Below are 25,447 nucleotides of genomic sequence, written 5' to 3'. Positions count from 1 at the left end.
AGTTTTTGGGGGGTAGAAAGCATTTTTTAGTCAATAGCTTCAAATTATATTTTAAAGGGGAAATGGGTATATGAAGTTTCGAAATACAAAGATTGCTATGATTACACTATCTTCATTTTTTATTTTAGGTTCTGCATCTCTATCATTCACAGATACTATACACGGTGAAGTGGCTCCTGCATCAGCACAGGAGATTATTGTAAAAAGTTATGACGATACATATTATAATAATGCAATAGGAAAGACCGGTTTAGAATTAAAGAAGGAACTGCATAATATTATTGATAATCATACAAAGTTATCATACAGTGCGGTTTGGGAAGCACTAAGAGATACTGATGAAGATCCAAATAATAAAAATAATGTGATACTCTTATATACTGGTCGTTCGCAAGGGAAACTTACGAATGGCTCAGGAGTAAATAACTGGAACCGAGAGCATGTTTGGGCAAAATCACACGGTGACTTTGGAACGACTGCAGGACCTGGAACAGATTTGCATCATTTAAGAGCGACGGATGTATCTGTAAATAGTTCACGTGGAAATCTGGATTTTGATAATGGTGGCGTGAATCATTCAGAAGCGACAGAATGTAAATATGATAGTGATTCTTGGGAACCTCGTGATAGTGTAAAAGGAGATATCGCTAGAATGCTATTTTACATGGCAGTTCGTTACGAGGGAGACAACGGTGAAATAGACTTAGAACTAAATGAAAAGGTGAATAACAATAAAGACCCATACATGGGCAAACTATCCGTTTTACTAAAATGGAATGAACAAGACCCGGTCGATGATTTAGAGAGAAAGCGTAATGAAGTGATTTTTACGAAATATCAACATAATCGTAATCCTTTCATTGATCATCCGGAATGGGTAAATAAAATTTGGAACTAAAATACTTAAAGGTATTTTACTTTGAGAAAAGGGATTGATCATTATGATTAATCCCTTTTTATATCTATACTAGAATAAGTGATTTTTATAGAATTGGAGAGGAAAATAGGATAGATATTTTATCAAGTTAAGTATAATACGAATCTTTTAATACGGTCCCCACTCAATATTCACACCAACAATAAGAAAAATAAGTCCAATGATAAACCAGATCAATGCAAGTGGCGCCATGAATCGAAGCCATTTTCCATAAGAAATGCTGCTCGCTGCGAGAACGCCCATTAAAACACCGGAAGTTGGATTGAGGCAGTTCACTACACCTTCGCCGAGCATAACAGCTTGTACTGTAACTTGGCGTGTAATGTGCATGAAATCAGCTAATGGAGCTAATATCGGAATGAAAATAACAGATTCACCTGTACCGGATGAAATAAGGAAATGTAATGCGGCACTACTTACGTACATACCGATCACGCCAAATATCGGGCTTTGTCCTTCGAGAGACTGTGCGAGTTGGTTAACGATTGTATCAAGTAATTTACCTTGTTCTAAAATGACTGAAATACAACGAGCCATTCCGACGATTAGAGCACCGTATATGAGATTTTGGCAGCCTGTTAGAAAAGTAGAAGCGATATCGTTTGCTTTCATACCACCTATTATTCCCGCTGTAATGGCGATGAAAATAAAGGTAGCGGTCATTTCTGCGTCTGTCCAATGTAGACGGAAAGCGCCTATTAAAAATACAATTAAGGATAAAGCTGAAACGAGTAAAATCAATTTGTGACGTATTGTCCAAGGAACTTCAGTTTTCTCTATTTCTTTCTCACTTGAAAGAGCATTACTTGGAAACCAGTTGTCGCCGAGTATGCTTCCTTTATTCGATTTTTTCAAGCGTTTTATATACCAATTAATATATAGAATGGTAGCCAATAAAAAAGAGATATAAATTACCGTACGTAAACCAATTCCCGAAAACATCGGAAGTTCTGCGATTTTTTGTGAAATGCCTAAAGGTGAGGGAGATAAAATAGTAGCATTAAAACCAGCATAAGTGCCTAAATAAATAATTGCTACGCCAACGATAGCGTCCCATTTTAATGTGCGTGCCACGATGATACCAATGGGTATAAAGCCGATAACTGAGTTAACGATAATACCAGTCGTTCCGAGAATAGAAAAGAGCGCGGCGACAATACATATGAAAAGTAATTGCTGATTACGAAATTTGTTAATAACATGATAGATTAAACCGTCAAGAGCACCTGTTTTTTCAAGAATCGCAATAGCACCACCCGTAAATAAAATTAAGAAGATGATAGGAGCAGCAAGTGTCATTCCTTTTTCAATAGCAGTAAAAAAAGAAACAAACCCTACTGGCGATTGTGGAACAGAATGATAACTTCCTGGTATTGTCGTTGTAACAGTACCGTTAGTAACTCTTTTAAATTCTCCAGCAGGAACGAAATAAGTAGCTATTGCACAAAGTAAGGCAATAAAAAATAGTAGTACGTACGCGTCAGGCATTTTAAACTTTCGTTTACTAGTCTGTTTTTTTGCCTCGGTCTGTAATTGCATAAAACCCCTCCTTTTTCACTTTATTAATTTTTAATATTCTGAAATTTATCTGTGAAATCGATTATAATAAAGGTTGCTTCCTAAGGCAATAGTTTTTCTATCCTTTTCACGCACATACAAATTCTTGCAACAGTAGACAGGGAAACGAGAATAATCAAAGAATATGTTATATAGAAAGAATAAGGAAAAGAGGGAAAAAAGATGTGGAAAACTACGGATCTATGTGATGATTTTGAAAATGAATTGCAAATATGTCGCCAGTCTTTTCGGTCTTTTGGGAAGAAAGAACAATTTTACGGGAAAATTGCAACTGTAAAAGTGAAGGATGATAATGTACTAGTGAAGGAAGGGTTGCAAACATTATCAGAAGGAACGGTATTAGTTGTTGATGGCGGCGCATCTACGAATTGTGCGTTACTCGGTGATAATTTGGCAGCTATTGCAGAAGAAAGAAAGCTAGCAGGAATTATTGTGAATGGATATGTTCGTGATTCTAGTGAACTAAAGAATGTTAATATAGGTATTTTAGCGTTAGGAACAATGCCGAATAGAAGTGTAAAAGAAGGGAAAGGAGAACGAAATATTTCATTGCAATTTGGAGGAGTAGAATGGAAGCCGAATGATTATGTTTATGTGGATGAAGATGGCGTCATTATTAGTGAAAAAAGTTTGCATCGTTAAAGGTTAGTAAGTTACTATTCTTAGAAAATAAATACGATAAAGCATGGACAAAATTCTATGTCAATAGTAAAATAATACAGAAATTTATAATTTACAGAATGTATAGGTTTATCGTTTTACGATAACTTAAATGGAAGTCAGTTTTGCCTAGAAAAGTGAATGTTATCACAATGATACGTTCATGAACAAAATTATTTTTCCTATACAAATATAGCCGCGAATGATGCGGGTAGGAGGTGTTGCACAGTTTGTTCGACACTTACAAAAAAAGAGTGTCAATTGCACGCCCTTGAAGGGCCTTTTTTTGTGTGAATAGTAGTAAGGGAGGAAATTTTGGGATGGCAATGTTAAAAAAATGGCTGCTTACGTCGTTAATGGCAGTTACACTTGTATTTGTTTCTTTTGCGAATACAGTACATATTACGTTTGCTGAAGGAAATACAGCAAAACTTGCAATTGTTGGTGAATCACAAAAGGGCATTATGTTATGTCCGAAAGAAGAGCAAATTGCAGATGGGGAAACAGCTTTAAGTTTGCTACAAAAAGTCATGGGGGACAAAGTAGAAGCTGAAACGATGTCGTTTGGAACGTATGTAAAAGGCATTGACGGCTTAATGGCCGGTGCTACAAGTGGCTGGCTGTATGATGTAAATGATAAATCTGCAGAAGTTGGAGCGGATAGTTATAAATTAAAATCTGGAGATGTTGTTGTTTTCCGCTTTGTTTCAGACTGGAGCAATATGAGTCAAGAAACATTACAACAAACATTAGATAAATTTGGTACTTGTAAAACGGTAGAAGAACCAAAGACAGATGATCCAAAACAAGAAAAACCAGAAGAACCAAAAACAGATGATCCAAAACAAGAAAAACCAGAAGAACCAAAGACGGATGATCCGAAACAAGAAAAGCCAGAAGAACCAAAGGCAGATGATCCAAAACAAGAAAAGCCAGATGGAACAAAAACAAATGATGAAAAACAAGAACAACCAAAGCAAGAGAACATTCAAGTTCCAGCAGCACAAGTAAATGACGCAATCTCTAAAACATCTGAAAAGATGTTACAAGATGGAATTGAAAGCGATTGGGTAGCTTTAGGTCTTTCTCGTTCTGGAAAGAATGTTCCAATCGAGGCGAAATTAAATTATGTTAAGGCTGTAACTGAAAAAGTAGAAAAGCGTATGAACCGTTTTTCAGCGACAGATTTAGCTAGAACGATTATTATGATGAATGCAATGAATGCAGACCCAAAAATGGTAGGCGAACATAATTTAGTTCAAAAATTGTACGAATCAGATAAAGTGAATTCTGTTACAGGTTATACATTTGCTTTACTTGCATTTGATACGAAAAAATATGAAATTCCAGTAGATTCAAAATGGAATCGAGTTGCTTTAGTAGATGCACTTTTAAACGCGCAACATACAGATGGCGGCTGGACTTACGATAGCGCAAGCAGTAAAGATAGTGCTAGTAGCGTTGATGTAACAGGTATGGTTTTATCAGCATTAGCTCCTTATCAAGAGCGAGAAGATGTGAAACCAGCTGTGCAAAAGGCTGTTGCATACTTATATAATGAACAACTAGAAAATGGTGGTTTCTCTGCTGATGGACAAGTAAATTCTAATAGTGCTGCACAAGCAATTATTGGATTATCACTTGTGAAAGATGTAGATCAAAACCGTCTACATAAGGCAGTGCAAAATCTATTGTCATATCAACTTCCAAATGGTGAATTTAAATGGTTACCAGGGGATCAAACCGGTAGCGGAATGGCAACAGAGCAAGCATTATTAGCTTTACTTCAGTTTAAAGACCTTGGAAAATCGATTTATGACTGGTCAACTGAATCTGTTATTGAAATCGATAAGAAACCAAATGTAGATTCAGAAAATGTTGTAGTAGAAAAAGAAGTTACTGAACAACCAGAAGAACAAAAACAAGGGCAACAGGAAACAAAAGATGACAACTTAAAAGTTGTTATTGATAACGAACCGGTTAAACATAAAAAATCCGGAAACGGTAGCACACTACCAAAAACAGGAGCATCTTCTCATAGTGCAGCTACAGAAGTAGGCATGGGTGTATTATGTATTGCTTCTGCATATGTATTATGGAGACGTAAAGCAGCTTAACAAAAATTAGGAGCAATCATTTGCTCCTAATTTTATTATGAAAGGTGAGAGACAACATGAGTAAGATGAAGTGGTTTATTTCTTTACTGCTTTCACTTGGGTTACTTGCCGGATGTGAAGAGGCAGCTGTAAAGCCTGAGAAGAAAGTAGAACGGAAGCAAGAAGAGGTAGCAAAACAAGAAGAGAAAAAAGATGAAGCGAAACCGGAAGAAAAGCCGGAGGAAAAACAAGCTGAACAAGATCAAAATAAGCAAGACGAACAGAAAGAGAAACAAGAACAAAAAGTAGAAGAGAAGCCGAAAGAAGAAAAGCCGCAGGCGCAGACAGAAGTAAAGAAAGAAGAGAAACAACAGGAACAACCGAAAGAGCAACCAGCTGTAAATAAGCAACCAGAACAACAAAAAGCACAAGAAGAGAAACAACAGCAACAACCGAAAGCACAAGAGGTAAAAGAAGAAGCGAAGGTTGTCAATCAACCGAAAGAAACACCGAAGCAGGAGCAAAAGAAAAATCCAGAAGAGAACAATAGTGTACCAACTCCGCCAACACCGGTACCACCACCAAAACCAGTACCACCAGAACCTAAAGCAAAACAAGTCACTATCTCAGTAAAAGGTGATAAAGGATACTTATTAGGTGCGAGAAAAATGGATGTACAAGAAGGCGATACAGTGTATAAAGTATTGCAGCGTACAGGTTTAGATGTGGATGCGAGTGGGTCTAAAGGCGATGTTTATGTAAAAGGTATTAATGATTTATATGAAAAAGATATTACCGCTACTAGTGGCTGGAAATATCGTGTGAACGGTGAATTCCCAAACCATAGTGCAGGTGTAGTGACAGTGAAGCCAGGAGATACAATCGAGTGGGTGTATGTATTAAAATAAGAAAGGCATTTGGTAAAGGACTATGAAAATAAGTTTTTCTTCTTTACATCCTTTTGTGAATTTTTCCTATTATATTGGGGTGATGATACTATGTATGATGTGTCTTCATCCTCTTTTTTTAATTGGAGCAATACTATTAATCGTTATAATCAATGTGATGCAAGGGAATAGCGAAAAGATAAGAAAGATGTTACCGGGCACAATCATTTTCTTTATTATGGTCATTTTATTTAATTCGTTATTCACGCATAGAGGGCGAACTACGTTATTTTGGTTAGGTGATAGTCGGATTAAGCTTGAGGCGATTATGTTTGGAGTAGTAATGGGGTTATTACTAGTTGCAATTATGTTTACGTTTGCTTCGTATAATGATATTATTTCAAGTCATAAATTTTTATATTTATTTTCTAGAATTTCACCGAAAGTAGCATTGTTAACGATGATTACAGTGAGATTTGTTCCCTTGTTTATGAGGCGATTACAGAAAATAACACTCGTCCAAAAAACGAAAGGTGTACAAGTAGATGCAGGTTCCATTGTTGAACGCGTGAAAAATGGTATGCAATTATTGCAAGTATTATTAATTTGTTCATTAGAAGATGCATTACAAACGGCAGATTCTATGCAAGCTCGTGGATTTGGTGTAACGAAACGTACGACTTATATTCGGTATAGAATGGAAAGACGCGATTGGTATACGCTCAGTTATTTAAGTATTCTATTTATAGCTGCTATTATATGTAGTACGTATGGCGGAGGGAAGTTAATCATTTATCCGAAAGTCGAATCGGTTCTATTTCAGCAATACGATGGGATGATGTTTGTCGTATTAACGATGTTTATTAGTTTACCAATTATAATGGAAGGACGGGAATGGATATGGTGGCGCATGCAGAAATAAACAATTTATCATTTGTATATGCTGATGAAAACGAAAAAGCGTTACAGCATATTTCTCTTTCTATTCAAAAAGGTGAGTTTATTGCACTTGCTGGAGGATCGGGATCTGGGAAGACGACTTTATTAAAACATTTTAAAAAAGAATTACTTCCAATTGGTAAGCGTACTGGGGATACATATTATGATGGTACTTTATTAGAAAATGTACCGGATTTGTTATCTGCCCAAGAAATTGGCATGGTATTTCAAAATCCAGAAAATCAGCTCGTAATGGATACGGTCATTCAAGAATTAGCATTTTCTTTAGAAAATATCGGATTACCATCACACATTATTCAAAAGAGAATAGCTGAGCTTATTAGCTTCTTAGGATTTCAAGATTTATTGCACCAATCTGTTCATACGTTATCTGGTGGGCAGAAGCAGCTTGTCAATTTAGCTGCGGTATTAGTGATGCAACCGAAACTATTATTATTAGACGAACCAACGGCGCAGTTAGATCCAATTGCTGCGAAAGAATTTTTAGGATTATTAAAACGTATTAACGAAGAACTTGGCATTACAATCGTTTTAAGTGAACATCGTTTAGATGAAGTAATTCCGCTCGCAACGCGCGTTATTTGTATGAATAACGGCCGAATCGTGTATGATGGTAGTCCGAAAATGGTTGTAGCGAATATGTGGGAAGTAGAAAAGTTCCGTCCATTTATTCCGCAAATTCCAAGATTATTTTTAGAGTGGAATGCGAAAGATATCCCGTTTACAGTGCGAGAAGCACAAATGAAAATGAATGATTTTTCAGCGATATCATATGTGAACGGGCCAATAGAACAAAGTGAAAAGCAAGAAGTCATTTTAAGTGCAGAGCATATTTCGTTTCAATATGAAAAAAATAGTCCGCTCATTTTACGAGATTTAACCGTATCGATTGAAAAAGGAAAATGGGTAGCTCTCGTTGGAAAGAATGGGACAGGTAAGTCTACACTGTTAACGATTTTAGCAGGGTTACAAAAAGCGAGAAGAGGGAAAGTAAAGTGGAATGGAAAAGTGATACATAAAATTGATTCGAAAGAACGATTTAAAAGTATTGGGTATGTTTCACAGCATCCGTATTATCATTTTACATTTGATACAGTGTGGGAAGAAGTGTATGAACGTGCAAGCGAGTTATATGGAGAACAAGGAAAAGAAATAGCAGAACAACAGCTTAAAAAGTTTTGGTTACATGCGCTTAAAGAACGACATCCACATGATTGTAGCGGGGGAGAGCAACAACTTCTTGCATTATGTATAACGTTATTATCAAAGCCAATGTTATTATTACTTGATGAACCGACAAAGGGATTAGATCCGTGGAAGAAAGAAAGAGTAGGAGAGCTATTTAGGAAGTTGCAAAAAGAAGGTACAACAATTGTAATGGCAACGCATGACATTGAATTTGCAGCGAAATACGTGGATCAATGTATGATGTTATTTGATGGAGCAGTTATTATGAATGATGCACCGAAAGAATTTTTTAGTGGAAACTTTTTTTATACAACATCTATTAATCGATTCATTCGAAAAGAATTGCCATATGCATTAACGTGGGAGGATGTGTACGAAGCGTGTCCAAACGATATGTTGCATTCATAATATGTATTTTCGCAGTAATAATAGGCACATTACTCTTTACTACACTTATCATGGATAGGTATTACATGTTAAGTAGTTTGTTTATATTAGCGGTTATTATGTTACCTTTCTATATCCGTTTTGAAAGAAAGGCGTTTGTTTCACGTGAAATTGTTCTCGTTGCCGTATTAGCGGCAATTGCAGCAGTTAGCCGCGTACCATTTTCTATTTTACCGAGTGTACAACCGACTTCTTTTGTCATTATCGTTTCTGCAATTGTGTTTGGAAGCGAAACTGGATTTATGATCGGTGCAACAGCGGCTATCGTATCTAACATTTTTTTAGGGCAAGGTCCGTGGACGCCGTGGCAAATGTTTTCATGGGGTATGATTGGTTTTATAGCAGGCTTACTTCGCAATACATTTTTAATGAAAAAGTTATGGGGGAGACTACTATATGGGTTCTTCGTGGGCTTTTTATTTGGCTGGATCATGAATTTCTGGGGGCTTCTCGGTTTTATACGTGAAGCAACGTGGGAAGCTGTCATTTCATATTATATCGCAAGTTTTTATTTCGATTTGAGCCATGCGATTTCAAATGTTGTGTTCTTACTACTATTTAGTACGTCTTGGATTACGATTCTTACAAGATTTAAAAGGAAATACGGCATATTAGATGAGCATAACATGGCGTAGAAAAGCATACTCATATAAGGTAGGGTCGCGACTTACATATTCGTTTGCCTCTTTCATGCTTCTTACATATTGTAAGGAGCATTTTTCTGTATATTTTTTTATCATAACGGCAATAATTATGACGTATGCCATTTGAAAAAACTTCCCACCTTATGATGGGAAGTTTTTTCACTCTTGTTCTAAAATATGAACGGTGTAATCGCAGCGTTGAATAGCTTGTTCAATCGCATAAAGGGATTGCTCAATACGAGCGCGATTAAAATCTTTTTCAACAGTCTGTAATGCTTCTTCTAAACAATGTTTTGCTTCTTGTAATGATTGAAAAGAATCTTGTACATATCCGCGAGCATTTTGATGCATTTCATAATCCTCCTTGCATACTCATATATGTATAGTATGAACAGTAAAGAAGAAAATATAATTCGTTATATTTGTTTGACAATTAAAATGAAATTACGTATAGTAAGAATTAAGTGAATATTTTCTTATCCAGAGAGGTGGAGGGACTGGCCCGATGAAACCCAGCAACCGCGATGCAGGTGCTAATTCCAGCAGAACATATTTGTTCTGGGAGATAAGACGAAGATATATACGTAACTTCTTCTTATCGGAGAGGTTTTTTTATTGCAAAAAAACCGATTACGAAAATTTATATTAAGAAGAAAGGGGTTGCGAAGTACTGTGACACTCGAAAAATACGTCAAACTGCGTAGTACAGTTTATGAATATATGATAGAGCAAGATAAGCCAATATCATTGTTAGATATTCAAGAACATATCGTTTCGCATCATGAAGGAAAATTCACGAAAAAGATGTTACATCAATTTTATTTATCAAGACTATTAGATGAACTGAAACTGGATGGGAAAATTACATTAGCTGATGAATATCTCTATGCTGAAAAAGGGGTATTTTATAAGGCGAGAAAAGGGAGCTAAGCTCTCTTTTTTTGAAGTATGTAGAGTAAAAGACTGCTAAAGCAGCCTGATACAGGGAATGGTGTTGAGTGTGTAGTGTCAAAAATTGAATGTGCCTGAAAGAGGCACTTCATATCGGCTGCAAATGAAAAGAGACACCTTCGCCGAATAGGTGTCAGTCGTTTTGTCATATAGACTTGCTATTTGACAGTTATTAGAATAACATGCAGGGGTTGTGGAAGTCAAAAGGGAATTAAAGGAAGAGGTGCTATGATGTACGCTTACTTATTACATGATATAACGAAGTGGATTCCTAAGTACATTATGGATAAAGGTTATGAATATTATGAAGATGGACATGTAGAAGATGTTGAAATACAAGACAAGAAAATATTTGCTTTCGTTACTGGAAATGCAGGAAACTATGAAGTGATTATTGATCTTGAAGATTTTACAGAAAGTAGCTGCGAGTGTCCGTATGAGAATCTTTGCAAGCATATGGCGGCAGTTGTTTATGATATTCAAGATGCTGGTGAGAGTAAGGTGAAAGAGAAACTGAAAGGTTTAGAAAAGGAAGAGTTACTAACGGTACTAAATCGCTTGTTGCAAAGTTCAAAAAACGTGCAAATTGTAGAGAAGATGTTAAAGAAGGGGAAACTTTAACTTATAGAGGGAGTTGTTTTGTAGTGAATGTACTAATTGTATACGCTCATCCTAGTTCTTCAAGTTTTAACGCGGCGATTTTAGAGCATGTGCAAAAAGGATTACAAGAAACAAATCATTCAGTTACGGTACTTGATTTATATAAAGAACAATTTGATCCAGTCCTTGTATTTAATGAAGAGAAGAAAAGACGTGATTTAGTAAATGAAGAAGAGACAGCTCAGTACAGAAAATTAGTAGAAGAAGCGGATTTGCTTTTATTCATCTATCCGATATGGTGGTGGGGGATGCCAGCTATTTTAAAAGGGTTTATTGATCGTATTTTTGTAGCTGGATTTGCTTATAAATATGAAGGGGCCCTGCCGAAAGGCTTATTGAAAGGTAAGAAGGCATGGGTAATTAATACGTTAGACTCACCATTATGGTACGTCGCATTACTATATCGATCAGCCGATTGGATTACAATGAAGAGAGGTGTTTTACGTTTTTGCGGCATTCGCGATATAAAACGGTCAGTTTTTCAATCTGTGAAAACGAGTAAAGTAGAGAAGCGGGAAAAGTGGTTATTACAAATTGAAGAAAAGGCTCGTACATTATGAATGAACTTGCTCGTATTATAAATTGTTGTCAGTATGATAACGAACTTTTTCGTACATATATTAAGTGCTTAGTCCAATTGAAGAAATGTAGCGAAACGTTTGGGCAAATTCAAATAGAGTTAAGAAATGATTATTTAATAAGAGGAATTTGTGAAAGAGAAGTTGATGAAGTAGTAAGGGGAAGTAAAGAATATGAAACATATTTTCTTCCTAAAGCGTTACAGTGGAATTTTTTGAGGGAACATCCACACCTGATCGGAAAAATTTGCGAAGATTTTTTTGCATTTGAGTCATTACATCTTACGGAGATAGAGTGGGAAACGATTATAAATTGCATGGGAAATAAATGATTTATTATGTAAAAAAGCTAGTATAAAACTAGCTTTTCGTTTAAATAAATAAGAAACATAGACTTATGATAAATCCTGCATATAGTAAGTTCACGACGCAAAATCCCATAATATCACGAGCGCCTAAACCAGCTATTGCCAATGCCGGTAATGCCCAGAATGGTTGAATCAAATTCGTCCAAGCATCGCCCCATGCAATGGCCATTGCTGTTTTTGCAGCAGGTACACCAAGTTCAGCACCAGCTGGAATCATAATGGGTGCTTGCACAGCCCATTGACCGCCGCCAGATGGAACGAAAATATTAACGATGCCAGCACTTAAAAAAGTAAAGAGTGGGAAAGTTGTTTCGTTTGAAATGCTAATAAAGAAATTCGAAATAGCCCCTCCAAGTGAAAGTCCTTCACTATTTGCTCCAATCATCATGCCCATAATTCCCGCGTAAAATGGAAACTGAAGTAAAATACCAGAAGCACTTTTCGTAGAGTCTGAAAAAGCACGAATATATTGAATCGGAGTGCGGTGGAAAATAAGTCCAGCAATTAATAACATAAAAATAACGATGTCTAGCGTAAGGTTAAAACCTTTCGTATAAAAGTAATTGAAAATATAAATGAGACCTAACAATCCAACGCAAAGTGTAATGATGATACTATTTTCCATTTTTTCAGCGAACGTATTTTTCCCTACCTCTTGAGCGGCAGCTTCTTCATGGAACACGCTAGGGTCTACTGTAATCGTATGTTTTTCATCTGGATGCATCGCCTTATTAATGAGAGGCATCGTAACTAAAAAGATAATAACGGGAACGAGGGCGTATGGTGAGAATAACGTTTCAGTTATTGGGATTGCTTCTTTAATACTTCCAGCTGTCGTTTTAATTAACGTTTCTCCACCTGTTGCTAATGTAAGAGGGATAGAAGCAGAAAGCCCCGCATGCCAAATGAGAAATCCAGAGTAAGAAGAGGCAATGGCTAGCCTATAATCTAATCCTTCCAGCTGCCTTGCGACTTCCTTTGCATATAAAACAGATACAACAATACCAAAGCCCCAGTTTATGTATGCGCCTAGTAAACTTACGATTGAAATGGCAATAATACCTTGTCCATTCGTTTTCGGTAGTCTGGCAGCTTTCGTTAATCCTTTTTTAATAAGAGGAGCGTTTGCTAAAGCAGATCCTGTCACGAGTACAAGTGCCATTTGCATAGAAAAGGCGAGAAGCCCCCAAATGCCATTACCCCAGTGATTAATCATTTCCACAGGTGCTTGGTGCGTTGCAAACATGCCGAAGAAGATAACAAAAACAGTTAATAAACATGATAAAATAAACGGTTCTGGCAAGAAACGTTGCACTAAAGCGACGCAACCATTTGTAAAAGAACGAAACAAAATAGATCAACCCCCTTATGTATATGTATTACAATTATTCGGGGTTGTTTGAATAATATCCTTTAATATATAGAAAATTCAGATATTTATTCCGGTTGTTTTTATTTGTTTAACCGTTATTTCATTGTGTGTTGAAGTATAGTGCAACTATCTGTTTCAAACATTGCTACTCTTAAGTTACATCATGCTACTTCTCGATTCTTACGGATTTTTATAATCTATAGTAAAAATAAAGTTATAGGAGTTGAAATTATGGAGTTCTATAAAAAGCTAAAAGAAGAACGTTTAAAGCATAACTTATCACAAGAAGAACTAGCTCTTAAATTAAACATTAGCAGACAATCAATTTCTAAATGGGAGCTTGAAAAAGGCTATCCAAATATTGAAACACTTATTGCATTAAGTGATTTATTCAATATTAGCATTGACGAATTAATTAAAGGAGATGATTTCTTGAAAGACAAAATCATTAAAGAAGGAAAAATGGGGGAATTAAAAATGACAGATCAATTCAAATGGTTATATGTAGTGAGTTCAATTTTAGTAGTATTTTGGCTTTTTGTACTGCCTTGGTCCAATTTATCAGGTCTAACATTAAGCATAATTAATCTTATAGCTGTTATTTACTTTGTAATAGTCGTACACTACATTAAAAATAATAAGAAAAAATTTTTTAATTAAATTTTAAAATGAAAGCCGACAGCAAGTTAGGGATGAGCATTCTCTAATTGCTGTCGGTTTTAGTCAATTTAGGCTTAATTACAATTTGGGATACTCAAACCTTTGAAGTAGCGGTAGTATTTTTATCCTCAACAAGAAAAAGCTTCCACTACTGTGGAAGTTTCTCTAAATGATGGGCAATATCAACATACATATTTGAGTATGTTGAATGTATGTCATTACTTGGCGTAGCGTTAGAAGAGAAGTGGACAATTACCATATTCGCTTTCGGATCGAGGTAAAGTGTTTGTCCGTAACTACCTAACACTTCGAAAGCACCTTGTTCATTGTGCGGAATCCACCATTGATTATGATAAGAAATGGAAGCTCCAGGGCCAACTGCAAGTTCACCTTCTTGAACATTTTTTATATCTTCAGTAATAGAAGAAGGGAGAATTTGTTTTCCATTATATTCCCCGTTGTTTAATAGTAATTGCCCGAATCTCGCCATATCTCTAGCAGTTGCATTTAAACCAGCGCTAGCTTGTTCAACTTTTGTTTCATCTGTTACGTAATACGCGTTTTCTTCCATACCAATTTGAGACCATATGCGCTCGCTAACATTTTCAGCTAATGATTTCCCAGTGATCGTTCGAATAATCCAAGCGAGTGTTTCTGCTGATCCGTTATCGTAAGAAAAATCGGAACCAGGCGGTGCAGTTTCTTCTGCTTCTCGTAACATATCATAAATTTTCATCGGGCCGTCGTAATTTTTACCTCGAGGTAAAATATTGCTCGCTAAATATAGTTGTGCATCTTGATTTTCTAACGCTGAGTGTTCATAGCCGTGAGTCGGGTACTCTGCAGATACTTGCATGTCCATTAATTGCTGAAGCGAGGCATTACCGAAAGGTGTATTTTTTAATTCTTTTATATATGTGTCAGCTGTTTTTTCTAAGTCAATACGGTTTTCTTCAGCGAGAGATTGTATCATTGCTCCGGTAAAGACCTTTGCTAATGACGCCATGCCATGAGGTTCGCTCTCGTTATATCCATTGAAATATCGTTCATATACAAGTTGTCCATTATGTACAACGACGAAAGCATCCGTTTTGTTATCGTCTAAAAGTTTTTTTAGAGGAGTTGTATTTCCAAATCTACGCTCCACAGCAAAATCGTCTAAGTTTTGCAATGCGGTAGAGAAGTGAAAAACGTGATCCGGGTTATTTTTCACCTCGTTAATTAAAGTGAATTCTTTCATATGTGTATATGACCAGCGTAAGTACGGATCATCTAGCCAATTTTTTTTCGTCACGTTATTTTTCGATGGGATTGTTTTATTATGTTTGAAGTATGTAAAACCGAGCCCTGTAATTACAAATATGAATGTGATTATGAGTAAGAGTAGGGGAGATTTTTTAAGTTTCATATCGGTCCCTCCTTGTTTTTTCTATTATAAGTATACGCTTCAATTGAAAGAAATACAAAATAAGGAAAGTAAACGGGGAAGTTTACTTTCCTTATTCATGTTAAGCGGAAACTTTTCCGTCTGTATGTTGTTTCTTGAATTTTTGTTTTCGTCCGTGTAATCCATAATAAAGAAGTAAAGTGAACGCAACGATAATAGCTGCGATGAAATACATATTATGATAGCTTGATTGCGCTGCGACGATACCTAAAATGAATGATCCAAAACCGAGACCACTATCAAAGAATGAGAAGTACGTAGCTGTCGCAGAACCACGTCGATGGTTTGCTGCGGCAGAAATCGCAATCGTTTGGAAACTTGGAATTAATGTTCCATAACCTAAACCGATTAACATACCTGCGCCAAGGAACCAAAATGAAGTTTGCGCTTGGCTTAAAATGAACATCCCAATTGTGAAAATAATGATAGCTGGGTAAACAAGTACATTTTCACCGAAGCGATCAAAAATCTTTCCTGTAAATGGACGAGAAATGACAACAACAAGTGCGTATAAAACAAAGAAGTAACTAGCAACTTCTCCTAAACCGAGCTCTTTCGCATAAATAGGAATAAAGGATAAAATACCACTATAAGAAAAGGCTAAAACAAATCCTGTCAGAGCAATCGGAATAGAAGCAGGTTCAAGTAAGTCTTTCCATTTCATTTTTTCTCGTTTTTGTTTGCTCACTGGTACTTCATGCGGAATATTTACAAGTAGTCCTAATAAAAATGCAAGCAATGAAAATACGGAACAAACGATAAATAGTACAGTGAATGAAAAATGAGAAATAATTGTTAAACCTAAAAAAGGACCAATTACCATTGGCAGACTCATAAATACGCCGAAATAGGCAAGTGCTTCGCCTCGTCTATGAGCTGGTGCAACATCTGTGACAATCGTACCAGTTGCAGTTGTTGCCATACCGAACCCAATACCATGTAAGAAGCGAAGAGCAAGTAATAAAAATAAGCTTTGCGCACCGAAATACATCACGGTAGCAGCTAAAAATAATGAAAGTGAAATAAATAAAATTTTCTTTCTCCCTAATTCATCAAGCCATTTTCCTGTAAATGGTCTACATAAAACAGATGAAATAAGAAAAACAGTTGCAACTAAACCAATTTCCTCAGGTTTTCCTTTTAGGCCGTCTATTACATAGACGGGTAAAGTAGTCATAAGCATATAAAATGTTAAGAAGAGAAATAGACTACTAAAACAAGTTCCGAGGAAATCCTTCGTCCAAAGTTTTTCACTTTGCATCGTCATCCCTCCAATTTAATCTAAGTTTTTAATAATTTGTTGTAACACTTGAAATGCTTGATGTAAATCATCTTCATTAATACCTTCTAGCGTCTTTTCTTCGAAAGTATCAACTTCTTCTTGCCATACCGGAATCATTTTTATCGCTGTTTCTGATAAAGAAATGAGCTTCTCACGGCGATCTTTTCCTTCAGTACGAATAATCCATCCCATCGTTTCCATACGTGTTAACGTACGAGTCATCGTTGGTGATTCAACATTTAAATACTGACATAATTCTGTTTGCGTACAAGAACCAGTTTGATTAATACGGAAAATTACAGCCCATTGCGCACTAAATAACCCAGTGGGAGATACGCGTTCATTAAATTTCTTCGTAAACTTGCGAGAAGTCTGGCTGACAATGTGAAAAAAATGTTGTTTTTCGTCCATGTATATTGATCCTTTCAAATTAGTTACCTAGCTAACTATATACTTTTTTATTATAATTGTCTAGTAATAGACATGTTGATTTATGTAAAAATTTCATATCGCTTTTTTGTTGAGAACATACATTCTGCATGTTATTCTTTAAGTAAGTAAAGAATTTTCTTTCTATTAAAAAGAATGGGGGAACTTGTGATGATTAAGCCTGCAACAATGGAGTTTGTTTCACTATCGAACGGAGAAACGATTGCGTATCAGGAAGTTGGAAGGCAAAATACAGAAATTCTTGTACTCATTCACGGGAACATGACATCGTCACAACATTGGGATTTAGTCATTGAAAAGCTGCAAGATCAATACCATATTTACGCTCTTGATTTAAGAGGATTTGGTCAATCAACATATAATAAAGCGATAGATTCAATACAAGATTTTGCAGAAGATGTAAAACTATTTATTGATCAATTGAAACTAGAGAAATTTTCATTAATGGGCTGGTCAATGGGCGGTGGTGTTGCGATGCAATTTACAGCGAATCATCCAACGTTTGTCGAAAAGTTAATTTTAGTAGAATCGGTGGGCATGAAGGGATATCCAATTTTTAAAAAAGATATAAACGGGCAGCCAATCGTATCAAGTTTAGTAAAGACGAAGGAAGAGGTTGCACAAGATCCTGTACAAATTGCTCCAGTGCTAGATGCGATAAAAAATATGAATAAATTATATTACCGAACAGTATGGAATCTATTAATATATACACATAATCAGCCTGAACCAGATCGTTATGAAAAGTATTTAGACGATATGTTAACGCAACGTAATTTCGTAGATGTGAATTATGCGCTCATTACATTTAATATTTCGGATGAACATAACGGGGTTGTAGAGGGAAATAAGCAAATTCATCATATTAAAGCTCCAACACTTGTCATACAAGGTGACAGAGATTATGTCGTACCGCAAGTAGTCGGTGAGGAATTGGCAAAACATTTGCCGAATGCTGAATTGCAATTATTAGAAGATTGCGGTCATTCACCGTTTATTGATTGTTTAGATGTATTTATAAAGCATGTAGAGAATTGGTTAGAACAGAAATAACCCCTGAAATGAACAGTGTTGCATATACTATAACATTGTAGGTAAAAGGAGAGATTATCAATGCAGTATCCGTTCTTCATCGCGCATTCGCCATATGGTCATTACCCATATACAAAAATGATGATAAACCCGCTGTATATGCAAGTTTCACCAGCTGTAGTTCCTTTACAAATGCAACATACGCAGCCACCAATTACTAACGTACAGCAATTTGTATATGGAACTGCATTTTATAAAAATCCGTATTTTAAGCAATTTCATAATAACGTGAAAGCACAAGTTTGGGAAGGATAAGAAGCGAAAAGAATCATTCTTTTCGCTTCTTTTTTATTTTGAATATTCGTACACGCATTTAAAGAAACAGTTTATAATGAAAAGTGGACAGCGTGAGAAGGAGAGGGAAAGGGAATGTCAATGCGTTTTACATTTTGGATTATGGTTGGGATTGTAGCAATCTCGGGTTTGTCACAAGGGATGCTTTTACCGGCCATTGCAATGATTTTTGAACAAGAAGGGGTTAGTTCAAGTATTAATGGTATTCATGCGACAGCATTATACATTGGGATATTAGTTATTTCACCGTTTCTTGAAAAACCGATGCAAAAGTTTGGAATGAAGCCAATTATCGTGATTGGTGGGTTTCTCGTTATTATTTCATTATTCTTCTTTACACAAACTTTTTCATTTTGGGTATGGTTTATTCTTAGATTTCTAGTCGGAGTTGGAGATCATATGCTTCATGTCGGAACGCAAACGTGGATCACGACAACGTCCGATCCAAGCAAAATAGGTAGACAAGTATCGATATACGGTGTATTCTTCGGGATTGGTTTTGCCGTTGGCCCGTATTTAGCAAGCACTGTGCAGTATGGTCTTGCAACGCCGTTTATTATATCTACTATACTTTGTTTAATAGGTTGGCTGTTACTATTACCAACAAAAAATGCATTCCCGGCGCAAGATGAAAGAGAAGTGAAGCATGAATCATCATTTTCTCGTTATAAACAAGTTGTTGGATTAGGATGGATTGCACTGCTGGGACCACTTGCATATGGCGTACTGGAAGCAATGTTAAACAGTAACTTACCAGTATACGCGCTTCGAAAAGGATGGTCCGTTTCAGAAGTATCCTTTTTATTACCAGCATTTGCAGTTGGGGGCATTATTACACAAATTCCGCTCGGTATATTAAGTGACAAATACGGAAGGGACCGTATTTTAACGTGGACGTTCAGCATAAGTACGGGTATTTTCTTACTTGCAGCCGTATTTGATCAATATTACTGGATCGTCTTTGCTTGCATGTTGTTAGCTGGTATGGTCATTGGATCGTGCTTTTCTTTAGGGCTTGGATTTATGACTGATTTATTACCGAGACACTTATTGCCAGCAGGTAATATATTATCTGGAATCGCCTTTAGTTTAGGGAGTATACTGGGACCTGTATTAGGAGGCGTATTTATAGAAAAAATACAGTATACAAGCTTTTTCATTGCGGTTATGATTATAATAGGAACTCTCGCAATGGTATATATGATCTACATGAAGAATCAATTCGCATCAAGAAAAATAGAAAGTAGGTTAGGGCATGACAAAACAACCTAATAAAAAGAAATTTGAAGTACTCGAAAATGAAACAATTACAGACTGCTTAGCACGTATGGAACAAGAAGGATACACACCATCTCGCCGCATGGAAGAGCCAATCTTTCATGAAGTGAAGAAAGACGGCAAAACAGTAGTGGAACCGTGCGGTAGAAAGATTGTCTTTGAGGGGAAATTGAAGTAATACAAATAGTAAATTCTCTTTATAGTATAGAGCCACCCAATTCATTTGAATTGGGTGGCTTGTTTTGTTACTGAGTAATGAAGGAATAGGTAGATTAGGAATTGAATAGAATGAATGGATATTTTCTAGAGAGGATGAAGTTAGTTGTTCGGGCATGGATTATAGAGCTAAAACTATAAGAAGCTAAAATTGTGAAAAGGGAAATAGGTAAATACGCCGAGTGCTGGTTAATCCGTATGCCATCAATTTTGTGATTTGGAAAAAATAACAATATCATAAAACATACTATAAATAGTTATATTTTTTTGTATAGAAAATGCGTAATCGTAACGTTAAATCTTCCTGGAAGAGCAGTTACACTAGCTTTGGATTTTTGTTAGTTCAAAATTCAGTGTGCAAACGAGGTGGAGTTCAAAAATGGAAGCGAATCAAAATGAGCGAATTCTCTATGCAGTTTTTGAGAATGAAATGAAATTACCGATTTTGGATATTACGCACCCGCTGTTCAATGCAAGTATTGATGAACAGGCGTATCATTTGAATTGCCTTAAATCAGCGCGGAGTATTGAATCATTAAAAAAGATGCCGGGTTTTATCCAGAACATTTTTGTGAAAATGTCGAATGTTGATGATTCTTATCTTAGTGGTATGCGTACGTTACTGTACAAACTTGGACCTGATTTAAGTAAGGGGATAAAATTAGGCTTCCGGGACAAGTGGGCGGTAAAGCAAACCTCTTTTATGGGACTTCGGATTAGGCTGAGGGATCTTTGCAGACAGCAGTCGGAACTTTTGTTGCCTCAGCTTAGGGCGTTTCCTGAACGTGGCCTTTGTTTTTTTAATATTGCTGGTGGAGCTGCTGCAGACAGTATCAATACTTTGATTTTAATTCAGGAATCGGACCCAGAATTACTTAAGGGACGAAAGATTGAAATTAACATTTTAGATATTGATACGTACGGCCCTAATTTCGCCAAGCGGTGCATCGATGCTTTGAAGCAACCGGAAGAACGCTTTTATGGCCTTGATATAATACTTAACACAATACATTATAACTGGAGCCAATCGGAGTCATTATTAAAAATGAGCTTGGATCATTCAGGTTGGATTCAGCTCTGTTCATCGGAGGGGGGGCTTTTTGAGTATGGTTCGGATTCGGATATTATTGAGACTTTAGACCGTTTCTTTGAAAATTCCCCAGCGGATGCCAGGGTGACGGGTTCGTTAATTTTCGACCGAGCATATGTTAATCCAGGATACCTTGGGTTTACAGAGTTTATTGGCGTACAAATTAGATATCTTGGATTGGAAGGATTACAGAAGCTTTTAGCTCAAACCTCATGGATTTTAGAAGAATCGCATGAAATTGAAAAAATCTATATTCTGTTTTCGTTGAAGAAAGCGTGAAATACAGACTGTTTATCACGTATGGACACCATCTCGTCGTATGGAAGAGCCAACCTTTTATGAAGTGAAGATAGACAGGGAAATCAAAGTGAAAAAGGTTACATAAAAATGAATCTGTTTTGTTCTCACAAAATAATTCACACATCTAGTCATATAAAAAAACGCTATTGATTCCAATATCAATAGCATTTTTGTTTTTAATAAATATTTAGATCAAAATGAATTTCTGCTTGAATCGAACTAGCGAAATCAAGTATATCTTTTTGTAAATACATTGCGGGTGATTCGTTATTCTCAATTTGAATGACTACCATAAATAGAAATTCTAAATCATATTTTTTCTTAAGCTGTTTTAATGGTTCTGTTTTCTCTTCAAGTGATTTTAGAATAACATACAACTGATTATTTATATTGTATGATTCTTGATAGCCAGTGCTTAAAGCCCAATTAGTTTCTTTTCTATATAGGGTTTTGGTGGATACAAGATTCGGATTATCACGTCTTGCGACAATATCACCTTTTTTATAAGTTCTTGTAGGTTCGATATTTAGGGCGTCGGTAATTGCTTCAACAGGGAATATATCACCCGTTATACTAAAATAAGCCATAACTTTGGTTTTATCCAGAATGGTTCCTCCTCTATTGTTAAGATGTCACTCTTATTACATTATAAAAATTTAAGAATGTATTTGCTAGAAGGTAAATGTGTTTTTGATTGAAATTTGGTGTTGGGATATAAATGATAATGCTAGATATATACCTTTGTAGTAAGGGAGGAATGATACAAAAGTAGGATGATTTCAAATGTATTTATTTGTATGATAAAAACAAAATGTTTTTAAAAAATTGGAATGTAGGGGAGAGGAGTTATAATGATACAAAGCATATATGAAACGCATTTACATGTAAGAAATTTAGAAAAGGCGATAGATTTCTATCAAAATAAGTTAGGTTTAATATTGGCAAAAAAACTATCGAAAAGGCGGGTTGCTTTCTTATGGGTAGGAGAAAATAAAGAACAAATGCTTGGATTATGGGAAGTACATAGTAATGAAGATTTTGAGACGAAACACTTCGCCTTTCGTGTAGATTTAGCGTTTTTAAAGACTTCTAAATTGTGGTTAGAGAAACGTGGAATAGAGGTAGTAGGGAGTCAGGGGAAAGGAAATGAAGAGCCAATTGTCCAAAGATGGATGCCAGCTGCAAGCGTATATTTTTTAGATTGTGATGGAAATAAATTAGAGTTTATTTCTATGTTATATGATGATTCAGATGAATTAGAATATGCAACGTATTTAAGTGACTGGGAAGCGGAGCACCAAGAAGAATAAAGTTTAATCAGTAGGAGTGTTATAGCTTTGTATTATGTTAAATAGATAGAGACAAATAAAATCCCTCAAGAAAAGGCATGTTCTTGAAGGATTTTTTTATTGTTTGTAACTTATTAACGATCTTCACGTTTAGATATTTCAGCGCGTTGAATATAACCATCAGAGAAGCTGAAATAAAGAGAATAGCTTCCTCGATTATATATAAAGCCTTCGCTAGTCATATCCTCTCCGATTAAATCGGGCTCACCAAACCACTCTTTTAATTCATTGATAGAAATATCCATTTTCACCCATATATATCTAGCGTCCCAAGGGTACATATCAATATTATAATCGCCGTATACTGCTATATTAGGTGCATCACATTCTGTACATGGTGCTTTTTTCAAAACATCAGGCACTCCATATTCTTTTTTTACATCAGATAGATCTTTACCCAATGAATTTAATTTAAATGGACCAAACGTCCCATTCTCTAAAGCTGTTGTTAACATTTGTTTCAGTTCTTCTTTTGAATTGATGTTGAAATTATAATCTCTGTTTTTTGCTATTGCATTATAGAAAAATTGTGCATATTGCTCACGCTTCACAAATGTATTTCCGTTAAAATTACCTGCTTCGTCACCTTGTGCTATACGGTTACTACGCAGTGTATTTACAGCTTCATAAGCCCAATGACCTTTTGGTACGTCTTTAAATTTCCCTTGTTCTTTTGATTCTAAATGAAATGCTTTTTGTAATATTACTGCCATCTCATATCGAGTTAATACATCATCTGGACGAAATGTACCTGTTCCATCACCTGTCATAATTCCAGCTTGCGCAATGGCTTTAATATCTTTTTCAAACATATGATTTGCAATATCACTAAACATATTTCCTTGTTTATCGTCTACTTTTAAACCTAAATGTCGATTGACTAAAGAAGCTACCTGTCCTCTAGTGATGTTGTCCCCAAAACCAAATTTGCCATTTCCATATCCCTTATAAATCCCTGCTGCCGCTAAGTAATCAATAGCATCTTTTGACCAGTGGTCTTTCGGTACATCTGTAAATACAATGTTCTCATTGGCAGCTATCTTATAGCTATTCGTAGTTGTTTGTGCATTAGCTGTGCCTACCATCGGTGTAGTTGCTAGTGCTGCGGTGATTACGAATCCGAAAAATTTTTTAGCTTTGCTTGTTTTCTTGCCCATTTGCGCAAGCCTCCCCAGTTTCATTTAACTTTATTAAATATACTCATTACGATGCATGCATTTAATACAACTAAATGCATGCATCGTAATTGTAACATGTAAGTTATAATTATTTGTCATTTATTTCCGTAATGTGGATGGAATTTTGATAATATAACCAAAAATGTAATATTTGGATAATGAATATTCAGCGTTATTTAATAATGGTACATACAGTAAAATGTTCTGTTTTCCATTCTACGATAGAAAACAGAACGTATATTTGGTATAATCGAAATATACTATATGAAACGATGTACATGAGTTTGACATGTATGTATTAAGGTACGTACTACATAACAATAACTACGCTTTATACAAATCAATTGTTAGAAAGGAAAAGAAGTAATGAATCAAATTTCATTTGAAGATTTATTTGAAGAAGAAAACGAGAAAGAAAAGGTGGAGGTAGCTGAAATACCAGTACCTTTATCACCATTGCAAAGAGATATATTGGAATTAATGGATTCTGAAGAAATAAGTGCACTTGAGCTGTGTGAACAATTAATACGAGCTGGAAAAATATCAGATGAAAGATTCACAACGAATAAGCCGAAAGCATATGGAGAAGTATGCTTACTATTAGAAGGATTTGTGAAAGAAGGAAAGCTTATTTTTGTCAAAAGTGATGAGAAAAGAGATAGGGTTTATAAATTAAATGAAGAAATGTTTAACGGATAAGGTGTGCAGGGGGAATTCATTCATTTTTCTCATCAAAAAAGGTGTCAATCTTACTTAGATTGACACCCTTTTAATCATCTAACACCTTACATATTTACGCTTGAAACCAAGTCTTCCTCTATCAAGTTCTTTCTGAATACTTTCTGCAGCATTTAGCAAACTGCTTTTTTTATTATCACGTTTTACTTCAACTATACCAACTTCTTTTGCAATCTCGACTGCCTTTTCGTGTAGTGGCACATATGAAATTGCTACCGTGTTTAGAAAATTATTCATAGCGGATTTAGTTCGTTCTGGCGAATCATGGATTGTCTTTTTCACCATTTCAAGCATATCGGAAATTTTGCTTTCAGAAAACTCATCGTCTTTGCGATTTCCTAAAAGCCAGCAGTAGCAACTCCAGCCTGCAGACATTTGTAGCTCGTCCCCACTTGCAATCCATTTATCAGCAACATCTTGTGCAATATTTGATTCTGATAAAGTGACTGCGACCACATAATCAGACAACATATAAAAATACGCTCCGTCTATCCATCGATCAAAATCAGACTCACTCATAGCTTTCGGGTCCGCAATAATGCCTGCAAAATACATAGCATCGTAGTTGCCTGTGGCATAAAGTTCTTCTGCTAACTCTTGGTTTATTTTTATTTTTTTTGCGATTGGTTTCATAGCACCTGTAGCTACGCCGAAAACTGGCTCGTGCGCACCGTTAGATATGTATATTTTTTTCGTTCGTTCCTTGCCTAGGGCTTCAAGCTCGTGCATAACTGTTTTAAAATCCAA

General features: G+C 35.8%; 28 protein-coding genes and 1 riboswitch. Of the genes, 19 read left to right on the top strand and 9 right to left on the bottom strand.

The window, feature by feature from the left end; genetic code table 11:
• Nucleotides 1–70 precede the first annotated feature (70 nt).
• Complete coding sequence (locus EKQ63_RS17370) at nt 71–898, top strand: endonuclease I family protein (protein WP_053563973.1); 828 nt, start codon at nt 71–73, stop codon at nt 896–898.
• Nucleotides 899–1,045: 147 nt separating this feature from the next.
• Here EKQ63_RS17370 and EKQ63_RS17365 read toward each other — a convergent pair whose 3' ends face one another.
• Nucleotides 1,046–2,476 carry a YfcC family protein gene (locus EKQ63_RS17365; RefSeq protein WP_143881332.1) on the bottom strand — a complete coding sequence of 477 codons (1,431 nt, stop codon included), beginning with the start codon at nt 2,474–2,476 and terminating at the stop codon, nt 1,046–1,048.
• 201 nt (nt 2,477–2,677) lie between these two features.
• Between EKQ63_RS17365 and rraA the strand changes: the two genes are divergently transcribed.
• The 6 genes from rraA to EKQ63_RS17335 all read left to right on the top strand — a co-directional run bounded on the left by rraA (nt 2,678) and on the right by EKQ63_RS17335 (nt 9,388).
• Nucleotides 2,678–3,157 carry a ribonuclease E activity regulator RraA gene (rraA, locus tag EKQ63_RS17360; protein WP_087954888.1) on the top strand — a complete coding sequence of 160 codons (480 nt, stop codon included), beginning with the start codon at nt 2,678–2,680 and terminating at the stop codon, nt 3,155–3,157.
• Between the two features lie 338 nt (nt 3,158–3,495).
• Nucleotides 3,496–5,292 (top strand): DUF4430 domain-containing protein, encoded by a 1,797-nt coding sequence (locus EKQ63_RS17355; protein WP_143881331.1) that lies wholly within the window; start codon nt 3,496–3,498, stop codon nt 5,290–5,292.
• Between the two features lie 56 nt (nt 5,293–5,348).
• The gene (locus EKQ63_RS17350) at nt 5,349–6,179 is read left to right on the top strand and encodes a DUF4430 domain-containing protein (protein ID WP_143881330.1); all 831 of its coding nucleotides are present in this window, start codon (nt 5,349–5,351) and stop codon (nt 6,177–6,179) included.
• 22 nt (nt 6,180–6,201) lie between these two features.
• On the top strand, nt 6,202–7,080 hold the full coding sequence (locus EKQ63_RS17345; RefSeq protein ID WP_087996149.1) for an energy-coupling factor transporter transmembrane component T: 879 nt from the start codon (nt 6,202–6,204) through the stop codon (nt 7,078–7,080).
• A complete protein-coding gene (locus EKQ63_RS17340) occupies nt 7,053–8,714 on the top strand; it encodes an ABC transporter ATP-binding protein (protein WP_143881329.1) in 1,662 nt (553 codons plus the stop codon). The genes EKQ63_RS17345 and EKQ63_RS17340 overlap by 28 nt, the downstream gene beginning before the upstream one ends.
• Complete coding sequence (locus EKQ63_RS17335) at nt 8,687–9,388, top strand: ECF transporter S component (RefSeq protein ID WP_143881328.1); 702 nt, start codon at nt 8,687–8,689, stop codon at nt 9,386–9,388. Before EKQ63_RS17340 ends, EKQ63_RS17335 begins: the two co-directional genes overlap by 28 nt.
• 168 nt (nt 9,389–9,556) lie before the next feature.
• Here EKQ63_RS17335 and EKQ63_RS17330 read toward each other — a convergent pair whose 3' ends face one another.
• The gene (locus EKQ63_RS17330; RefSeq protein ID WP_000554030.1) at nt 9,557–9,748 is read right to left on the bottom strand and encodes a hypothetical protein; all 192 of its coding nucleotides are present in this window, start codon (nt 9,746–9,748) and stop codon (nt 9,557–9,559) included.
• A gap of 122 nt (nt 9,749–9,870) precedes the next feature.
• A riboswitch (SAM riboswitch) is annotated at nt 9,871–9,969 on the top strand.
• 100 nt (nt 9,970–10,069) lie between these two features.
• Here EKQ63_RS17330 and EKQ63_RS17325 point away from each other — a divergent pair.
• The 4 genes from EKQ63_RS17325 (at nt 10,070) to EKQ63_RS17310 (ending at nt 11,918) form a co-directional block, all read left to right on the top strand.
• A complete protein-coding gene (locus tag EKQ63_RS17325; protein WP_000171475.1) occupies nt 10,070–10,327 on the top strand; it encodes a hypothetical protein in 258 nt (85 codons plus the stop codon).
• A 252-nt stretch (nt 10,328–10,579) separates the two neighbouring features.
• A complete protein-coding gene (locus EKQ63_RS17320) occupies nt 10,580–10,969 on the top strand; it encodes an SWIM zinc finger family protein (RefSeq protein ID WP_087954893.1) in 390 nt (129 codons plus the stop codon).
• Nucleotides 10,970–10,992: 23 nt separating this feature from the next.
• Complete coding sequence (locus tag EKQ63_RS17315; protein WP_143881327.1) at nt 10,993–11,568, top strand: NAD(P)H-dependent oxidoreductase; 576 nt, start codon at nt 10,993–10,995, stop codon at nt 11,566–11,568.
• Complete coding sequence (locus tag EKQ63_RS17310) at nt 11,565–11,918, top strand: group-specific protein (RefSeq protein WP_143881326.1); 354 nt, start codon at nt 11,565–11,567, stop codon at nt 11,916–11,918. The genes EKQ63_RS17315 and EKQ63_RS17310 overlap by 4 nt, the downstream gene beginning before the upstream one ends.
• A 40-nt stretch (nt 11,919–11,958) precedes the next feature.
• Here EKQ63_RS17310 and EKQ63_RS17305 read toward each other — a convergent pair whose 3' ends face one another.
• Nucleotides 11,959–13,305 (bottom strand): short-chain fatty acid transporter, encoded by a 1,347-nt coding sequence (locus EKQ63_RS17305; RefSeq protein ID WP_143881325.1) that lies wholly within the window; start codon nt 13,303–13,305, stop codon nt 11,959–11,961.
• A 252-nt stretch (nt 13,306–13,557) separates the two neighbouring features.
• On the opposite strand from EKQ63_RS17305, the gene EKQ63_RS17300 reads away from it, so the two are divergent.
• Complete coding sequence (locus EKQ63_RS17300) at nt 13,558–13,986, top strand: helix-turn-helix domain-containing protein (protein WP_087954897.1); 429 nt, start codon at nt 13,558–13,560, stop codon at nt 13,984–13,986.
• 148 nt (nt 13,987–14,134) lie between these two features.
• Here EKQ63_RS17300 and EKQ63_RS17295 read toward each other — a convergent pair whose 3' ends face one another.
• The 3 genes from EKQ63_RS17295 to EKQ63_RS17285 all read right to left on the bottom strand — a co-directional run bounded on the left by EKQ63_RS17295 (nt 14,135) and on the right by EKQ63_RS17285 (nt 17,126).
• Entirely contained in the window at nt 14,135–15,394 is a 1,260-nt protein-coding gene (locus tag EKQ63_RS17295; protein ID WP_087954898.1) for a serine hydrolase domain-containing protein, read from the bottom strand.
• 100 nt (nt 15,395–15,494) lie between these two features.
• The gene (locus EKQ63_RS17290) at nt 15,495–16,694 is read right to left on the bottom strand and encodes an MFS transporter (RefSeq protein WP_087954899.1); all 1,200 of its coding nucleotides are present in this window, start codon (nt 16,692–16,694) and stop codon (nt 15,495–15,497) included.
• A gap of 15 nt (nt 16,695–16,709) precedes the next feature.
• Nucleotides 16,710–17,126: a MarR family winged helix-turn-helix transcriptional regulator gene (locus EKQ63_RS17285; protein WP_000343680.1), complete on the bottom strand. Its 417-nt coding sequence runs from the start codon at nt 17,124–17,126 to the stop codon at nt 16,710–16,712.
• A gap of 174 nt (nt 17,127–17,300) precedes the next feature.
• Here EKQ63_RS17285 and EKQ63_RS17280 point away from each other — a divergent pair, with 174 nt between their 5' ends.
• The 5 genes from EKQ63_RS17280 to EKQ63_RS17260 all read left to right on the top strand — a co-directional run bounded on the left by EKQ63_RS17280 (nt 17,301) and on the right by EKQ63_RS17260 (nt 21,414).
• Complete coding sequence (locus EKQ63_RS17280; RefSeq protein WP_140421263.1) at nt 17,301–18,218, top strand: intracellular short-chain-length polyhydroxyalkanoate depolymerase; 918 nt, start codon at nt 17,301–17,303, stop codon at nt 18,216–18,218.
• A gap of 60 nt (nt 18,219–18,278) precedes the next feature.
• A complete protein-coding gene (locus EKQ63_RS17275) occupies nt 18,279–18,512 on the top strand; it encodes a hypothetical protein (RefSeq protein WP_087954901.1) in 234 nt (77 codons plus the stop codon).
• Between the two features lie 114 nt (nt 18,513–18,626).
• A complete protein-coding gene (locus tag EKQ63_RS17270) occupies nt 18,627–19,823 on the top strand; it encodes an MFS transporter (protein ID WP_088327739.1) in 1,197 nt (398 codons plus the stop codon).
• Nucleotides 19,807–20,007, top strand: coding sequence for an NETI motif-containing protein (locus EKQ63_RS17265; RefSeq protein ID WP_087954903.1), 201 nt, complete (start codon nt 19,807–19,809; stop codon nt 20,005–20,007). Before EKQ63_RS17270 ends, EKQ63_RS17265 begins: the two co-directional genes overlap by 17 nt.
• Before the next feature lie 417 nt (nt 20,008–20,424).
• Nucleotides 20,425–21,414, top strand: coding sequence for a hypothetical protein (locus EKQ63_RS17260; protein ID WP_143881324.1), 990 nt, complete (start codon nt 20,425–20,427; stop codon nt 21,412–21,414).
• A 197-nt stretch (nt 21,415–21,611) separates the two neighbouring features.
• Here the strand turns inward: EKQ63_RS17260 and EKQ63_RS17255 are convergent, their stop codons facing one another.
• The gene (locus EKQ63_RS17255) at nt 21,612–22,022 is read right to left on the bottom strand and encodes a DUF4279 domain-containing protein (RefSeq protein ID WP_143881323.1); all 411 of its coding nucleotides are present in this window, start codon (nt 22,020–22,022) and stop codon (nt 21,612–21,614) included.
• A 264-nt stretch (nt 22,023–22,286) separates the two neighbouring features.
• Here EKQ63_RS17255 and EKQ63_RS17250 point away from each other — a divergent pair, with 264 nt between their 5' ends.
• Nucleotides 22,287–22,745 (top strand): VOC family protein, encoded by a 459-nt coding sequence (locus EKQ63_RS17250; RefSeq protein WP_087954906.1) that lies wholly within the window; start codon nt 22,287–22,289, stop codon nt 22,743–22,745.
• A 113-nt stretch (nt 22,746–22,858) separates the two neighbouring features.
• Here EKQ63_RS17250 and EKQ63_RS17245 read toward each other — a convergent pair whose 3' ends face one another.
• On the bottom strand, nt 22,859–23,941 hold the full coding sequence (locus tag EKQ63_RS17245) for an S-layer homology domain-containing protein (RefSeq protein ID WP_143881322.1): 1,083 nt from the start codon (nt 23,939–23,941) through the stop codon (nt 22,859–22,861).
• Nucleotides 23,942–24,328: 387 nt separating this feature from the next.
• Here EKQ63_RS17245 and EKQ63_RS17240 point away from each other — a divergent pair, with 387 nt between their 5' ends.
• Nucleotides 24,329–24,661 carry a DUF3895 domain-containing protein gene (locus tag EKQ63_RS17240; protein ID WP_001071915.1) on the top strand — a complete coding sequence of 111 codons (333 nt, stop codon included), beginning with the start codon at nt 24,329–24,331 and terminating at the stop codon, nt 24,659–24,661.
• A 78-nt stretch (nt 24,662–24,739) separates the two neighbouring features.
• Here EKQ63_RS17240 and EKQ63_RS17235 read toward each other — a convergent pair whose 3' ends face one another.
• Entirely contained in the window at nt 24,740–25,447 is a 708-nt protein-coding gene (locus EKQ63_RS17235; protein ID WP_143881321.1) for a DNA alkylation repair protein, read from the bottom strand.

Source organism: Bacillus sp. BD59S (assembly GCF_007363175.1).
GTDB lineage: Bacteria > Bacillota > Bacilli > Bacillales > Bacillaceae_G > Bacillus_A > Bacillus_A pacificus.
The sequence above is the reverse complement of the archived record's forward strand: the minus strand, read 5'-3'. Positions and strand labels throughout refer to the sequence as shown.

Bases quoted from the DNA above. Each gene is read 5' to 3' on its own strand.
- EKQ63_RS17370 (WP_053563973.1), top strand. From the start codon at position 71: ATGAAGTTTCGAAATACAAAGATTGCTATGATTACACTATCTTCATTT.
- EKQ63_RS17365 (WP_143881332.1), bottom strand. From the start codon at position 2,476: ATGCAATTACAGACCGAGGCAAAAAAACAGACTAGTAAACGAAAGTTT.
- rraA (WP_087954888.1), top strand. From the start codon at position 2,678: ATGTGGAAAACTACGGATCTATGTGATGATTTTGAAAATGAATTGCAA.
- EKQ63_RS17355 (WP_143881331.1), top strand. From the start codon at position 3,496: ATGGCAATGTTAAAAAAATGGCTGCTTACGTCGTTAATGGCAGTTACA.
- EKQ63_RS17350 (WP_143881330.1), top strand. From the start codon at position 5,349: ATGAGTAAGATGAAGTGGTTTATTTCTTTACTGCTTTCACTTGGGTTA.
- EKQ63_RS17345 (WP_087996149.1), top strand. From the start codon at position 6,202: ATGAAAATAAGTTTTTCTTCTTTACATCCTTTTGTGAATTTTTCCTAT.
- EKQ63_RS17340 (WP_143881329.1), top strand. From the start codon at position 7,053: ATGGATATGGTGGCGCATGCAGAAATAAACAATTTATCATTTGTATAT.
- EKQ63_RS17330 (WP_000554030.1), bottom strand. From the start codon at position 9,748: ATGCATCAAAATGCTCGCGGATATGTACAAGATTCTTTTCAATCATTA.
- EKQ63_RS17320 (WP_087954893.1), top strand. From the start codon at position 10,580: ATGTACGCTTACTTATTACATGATATAACGAAGTGGATTCCTAAGTAC.
- EKQ63_RS17310 (WP_143881326.1), top strand. From the start codon at position 11,565: ATGAATGAACTTGCTCGTATTATAAATTGTTGTCAGTATGATAACGAA.
- EKQ63_RS17300 (WP_087954897.1), top strand. From the start codon at position 13,558: ATGGAGTTCTATAAAAAGCTAAAAGAAGAACGTTTAAAGCATAACTTA.
- EKQ63_RS17295 (WP_087954898.1), bottom strand. From the start codon at position 15,394: ATGAAACTTAAAAAATCTCCCCTACTCTTACTCATAATCACATTCATA.
- EKQ63_RS17290 (WP_087954899.1), bottom strand. From the start codon at position 16,694: ATGCAAAGTGAAAAACTTTGGACGAAGGATTTCCTCGGAACTTGTTTT.
- EKQ63_RS17285 (WP_000343680.1), bottom strand. From the start codon at position 17,126: ATGGACGAAAAACAACATTTTTTTCACATTGTCAGCCAGACTTCTCGC.
- EKQ63_RS17280 (WP_140421263.1), top strand. From the start codon at position 17,301: ATGGGGGAACTTGTGATGATTAAGCCTGCAACAATGGAGTTTGTTTCA.
- EKQ63_RS17275 (WP_087954901.1), top strand. From the start codon at position 18,279: ATGCAGTATCCGTTCTTCATCGCGCATTCGCCATATGGTCATTACCCA.
- EKQ63_RS17270 (WP_088327739.1), top strand. From the start codon at position 18,627: ATGTCAATGCGTTTTACATTTTGGATTATGGTTGGGATTGTAGCAATC.
- EKQ63_RS17265 (WP_087954903.1), top strand. From the start codon at position 19,807: ATGACAAAACAACCTAATAAAAAGAAATTTGAAGTACTCGAAAATGAA.
- EKQ63_RS17260 (WP_143881324.1), top strand. From the start codon at position 20,425: ATGGAAGCGAATCAAAATGAGCGAATTCTCTATGCAGTTTTTGAGAAT.
- EKQ63_RS17255 (WP_143881323.1), bottom strand. From the start codon at position 22,022: ATGGCTTATTTTAGTATAACGGGTGATATATTCCCTGTTGAAGCAATT.
- EKQ63_RS17250 (WP_087954906.1), top strand. From the start codon at position 22,287: ATGATACAAAGCATATATGAAACGCATTTACATGTAAGAAATTTAGAA.
- EKQ63_RS17245 (WP_143881322.1), bottom strand. From the start codon at position 23,941: ATGGGCAAGAAAACAAGCAAAGCTAAAAAATTTTTCGGATTCGTAATC.
- EKQ63_RS17240 (WP_001071915.1), top strand. From the start codon at position 24,329: ATGAATCAAATTTCATTTGAAGATTTATTTGAAGAAGAAAACGAGAAA.